This is a genomic window from Chitinophagaceae bacterium, assembly GCA_007695095.1.
In the GTDB taxonomy this organism is placed as follows: Bacteria; Bacteroidota; Bacteroidia; order Chitinophagales; family REEL01; genus REEL01.
Genome location: REEL01000074.1, coordinates 1 through 4,196 on the forward strand (window position 1 = coordinate 1; position 4,196 = coordinate 4,196).

The following is a 4,196-nucleotide window of genomic DNA, read 5'->3' on the forward strand; positions in this document are numbered from 1 at the left end:
ACAAGGGACTTAGATGTTTTTGAGGATAAAATGTTTTGTTAAGGGGGTATTAAAACCAAAGTGGAAGACTTGTTTTTTCAATTCTAAGATAGGCTAAAATGCTATTGTAATTCTAAGATAGAAATATAAGAGTGCAAAAATACTTAAACTAAACAAGCAAATTAGAGAAAAAATTCGGTATTGTTTATTTGGTTGAAAAGCTAAGGGTATGTTATTACCGGTTACTAGTTTGAAGTTAAACCATGCTAAGATGGGTGCCGAAAGGAAGCTGAGTCCAGCAGCAAAATCTACGAGAATAGTAAACGAGCCGCTCATAAAGTATAAGATCAATAAAGAAAAGACAGGAATGAGAAAAAGCGAATAATTATAGACCATTTTTCTTTTTATACTGGGTAAAATATGTTCTGATGGAAATAAAGAGTAGAGATGGGAGATAACTCTTGGGAAGGCGTCTGTAACTGCTAAAGTGGTAGATAACATAGCAGTAAATGCTGCAATTGAAATCAAAGGTTTACTCCACTCACCTAAGGTGTTGCCATAAAGCTCAACCAATTGAGCTGAAAAAGTTACACTATTACCTGAAAAGGAGGTGCCTGATCCATACATTATAAGCGCTCCTAGAAAAAAGAATAAAAACCCCATAACAGCAGCAATTATATACCCTGTATTAAAATCGAATAGTGCTTCACGTACATTTATTTCATATCCACTTTGTCGGGATTTTTCCCTTACCCATATTGAGTGCCACACAGATGCATCAATTGGTATAGGCATCCAACCAATCAATGCAACAATAAATGCCAATGCACCAATATTGAAATAAGAGGGGGTAGTCTCATTAATAACATTGGTTGCAGGACCGGACCCAAAAGCTAAAAGAACAGCAAACAGGGTTCCCAAAGAGAGAATGCTTATGATTAATTTCATACTGGTATCCAATGCTTTATATCGGCCGAACCACAGTAGAAACATACACAAAATTAGGATAATTGCACTCCATACAAAATTACTATATCCCATTTTGAATAATTGTTCAGCCAGACCTGCAGTTACGATTGTTACAGCAGCCTGTATTATAAACATGGTTCCAAAGGTGATGAAAACATAAATCCAATAAGGTGCTTTACCTAATTTTTTGTATCCGCTGATAAGGGTGGATTGGGTAGCTGCAGCGTATCTTGGACCAAACTCCAAAAAGGGGTACTTGGTAAGACAGGCGAATAAAATGACCCACCAAAGGCCGAAACCAAAGTCAGCACCAGCTCGCGTTGCCTGTACCAGGTGTGAGACTCCAATAGCAGCTCCAGCTAGCAATAATCCGGGACCTAAGGTTTTCTTTATAGAAAGTCTCATGTCTGATTTTTCATAAAATAATACACAAATCTAATGTTTTCAAACGAAAGTCCTCTATTGAATTGAATAAGTGAGTTTCCCTGCAGTTTTTATGATAATCTAAAGTTAGACATGTATGAGCTTTTTATTCATTAACTTTGTACTCAAAATAATTTATACTCATGAGTAAAAATAAAGTTGTTAAAGAATCTAAAATTGAAATTTCTGTAGGTCTTGACGAAGAACAGGTGCCATCAAGAATATTGTGGAAGGCTGAGGATAATCCGGATGCAAAAGAGGATTTAGAGGCAAAGGGGATGTTTTTATCGTTTTTTGATAAAGAGAGTCGAGATACTTTGCGAATTGACCTTTGGACAACCGAGTTGCAGGTAATGGAAATGGATAGGATGGTTTATCACACCTTAAAAGGTCTTACAGAAAGTTACTTTAAAGCTACCGGAAATGAAGAATTAGCTTCTCAGATGATGCAATTCGCTCAATACTTTGGAGAAAAAACTGAAGTATTGCCGCCTTCAGATTCCAATAAAAATTCTTAACTGAAATGGTAAAGAGCCCTGATAATAATGAAATTATTATGCGGTTAACCGCTCTTTGGGCTTTTACCGAAGCAGGGCTTGGAGGAGTTTTACATTTATTCAAATCTCCATTCAGTGGCTTAATGCTTTGTGGATTGTCTATTATTTTCCTATCCATGATAGCTAAATATTCAAACTATTCCTCCAGAGTAATTATCAGGTCATTGGTTCTTGTTGTATTTATAAAAATGCTGGTTTCCCCGCATTCCGGGGTAACTGCTTACTTTGCTGTTGCTTTTCAGGGACTTCTGGCAGCTTTTATTTTTGGAACATTTAAAGACTCTAACTTAGCGTTGTACCTTTTCGGTATAATAGCAATGGTGGAGTCTGCCATACAGAGACTGATTGTACTTACGGTGCTTTTCGGAATGCAATTCTGGGAGGCAATTAACGAATTTGGTAATTTTGTGTATCAACTTTTCTTTGATCATCCACCTGAAGGCAATTGGTTTTCGTGGGGGGTAGTCATTGCTTATCTTGTTATCTATGCACTTGGAGGGGCATTTGCTGCATGGTTTTATAGGCGGATATGTAAGAATATTCGCTCCATTGAAAATTCTTACCTACATACTAAAACAGTCACAGCATTACATCACTCTTTACCTAAAATTAAAAAGTCAAAGAAAAGGAAATGGAGTAATTATATTTTACTTTTAGTGTTACTCGGATTTACTATATATTTTTCGTCCACTATTTCAGATTTATCCGGTGTGTTTTACATCTTACTTAGAACTATCCTAATAATTATTGTTTGGATCTATATCATCAATCCGCTCCTTTTATTAGGACTAAAAAAGTTTTTGAAAAAACGCTTTGTTGAAGAAAGAGAGGGAGCAAAGCAAATTCAATCCTTGTTTCCTTGGGTTAAAAAAATACTATCAGAGGCTTGGGCAATGGCTTCAGGTAAATCCGGACTTGCAAGATTCGAAAATTTTTTAAGCTGGACATTTTACTTCATTTTAAATAAATAGAACGGTCTTAGCTTTATCATATTCACCTTTTAAATTTTTTACTGTCACAATTTTCTCAAAGCATTTCTAAATTAGGAATATTGCAGTACCTTTGTATCCCGTAATGAATCAAAATAAATCCATGGCTAAATATATATTTGTTACGGGCGGTGTCACTTCATCTCTTGGGAAAGGAATAATTTCTGCTTCACTGGGCAAGCTCCTTCAATCACGCGGTCTTAGCGTAACTATTCAAAAATTTGATCCCTATATTAATGTCGATCCCGGCACATTGAATCCTTATGAACACGGAGAGTGTTATGTTACGGATGATGGTGCTGAGACTGATCTTGATCTCGGCCACTACGAACGTTTTTTGAATATCAATACTAGTCAAGCCAACAATGTAACTACTGGGCGGATTTATCAGACAGTTATTTCAAAAGAAAGGTCAGGGGACTACTTAGGAAAAACAGTTCAAGTAATTCCTCACATTACTGATGAAATCAAACGAAACATTAGTTTAATGGCTGAAAAAGGAGATTATGATATTATAATTACGGAACTGGGAGGAACTGTTGGTGATATTGAATCACTTCCATTTATTGAGGCTGTAAGACAATTCAGAAATGAGGTCGGTCCTGAAAATTGTTTGGTTATTCATCTTACTTTAATTCCATATCTTAAGGCAGCTAAAGAGTTGAAAACTAAGCCAACACAGCATTCCGTCAAAGAATTACTTACTTATGGAATACAACCAGACATTCTAGTTTGTAGGACAGAGTATGAATTGTCGGATGAGATTAGAGCTAAATTAGCACTTTTTTGTAATGTGCCACAAAAAGCAGTTATCGAATCAATTGATGCACCAAGTATATATGATGTTCCTCTTTTTATGCATAAGGAAGGACTAGATAAAATTGTCATCAGTAGATTAAAATTGAATGCTGCTGAAAGTCCGGACCTGGGGGTCTGGAAAATTTTTCTTAGTAAATTAAAAAATCCGTTGAACTCCGTAAAAATTGGTTTAATCGGAAAATATAATGAGCTTCAAGATGCTTACAAATCAATTTACGAGTCATTTATTCATGCAGGCGCTGCCAATGAAACAAAAGTAGAGGTTGTTCCAATTCACTCTGAAGATATTGAAAAAGATAGCTTTGATTTTTCGAGATTAAAATCTTTCCATGGCTTTTTGGTCGCACCCGGTTTTGGAGAAAGGGGTATAGAAGGTAAATTGAAAGCTATTGAATATGTAAGAAAGAACAAGATTCCCTTTTTTGGGATTTGTCTCGGTATGCAATGCGCTGTAGTTGAG

Annotated in this window: 4 protein-coding genes; 3 read left to right on the top strand and 1 reads right to left on the bottom strand. The window is 35.9% G+C overall.

Features of this window, described 5'->3' with window-relative positions; genetic code table 11:
- Nucleotides 1–93 precede the first annotated feature (93 nt).
- Nucleotides 94–1,353, bottom strand: coding sequence for a divalent metal cation transporter (locus tag EA412_03315; protein TVR81325.1), 1,260 nt, complete (start codon nucleotides 1,351–1,353; stop codon nucleotides 94–96).
- A gap of 161 nt (nucleotides 1,354–1,514) precedes the next feature.
- On the opposite strand from EA412_03315, the gene EA412_03320 reads away from it, so the two are divergent.
- The 3 genes from EA412_03320 to EA412_03330 all read left to right on the top strand — a co-directional run.
- On the top strand, nucleotides 1,515–1,889 hold the full coding sequence (locus EA412_03320; protein TVR81326.1) for a gliding motility protein GldC: 375 nt from the start codon (nucleotides 1,515–1,517) through the stop codon (nucleotides 1,887–1,889).
- 5 nt (nucleotides 1,890–1,894) lie between these two features.
- On the top strand, nucleotides 1,895–2,899 hold the full coding sequence (locus tag EA412_03325; GenBank protein TVR81327.1) for a hypothetical protein: 1,005 nt from the start codon (nucleotides 1,895–1,897) through the stop codon (nucleotides 2,897–2,899).
- 121 nt (nucleotides 2,900–3,020) lie between these two features.
- On the top strand, nucleotides 3,021–4,196 hold a 1,176-nt coding region (locus tag EA412_03330; protein ID TVR81328.1), incomplete at its 3' end, for a CTP synthase.

Coding starts and splice junctions, on each gene's coding strand:
- EA412_03325 (TVR81327.1), top strand. CDS start 1,895: ATGGTAAAGAGCCCTGATAATAATGAAATTATTATGCGGTTAACCGCT.
- EA412_03315 (TVR81325.1), bottom strand. CDS start 1,353: ATGAGACTTTCTATAAAGAAAACCTTAGGTCCCGGATTATTGCTAGCT.
- EA412_03320 (TVR81326.1), top strand. CDS start 1,515: ATGAGTAAAAATAAAGTTGTTAAAGAATCTAAAATTGAAATTTCTGTA.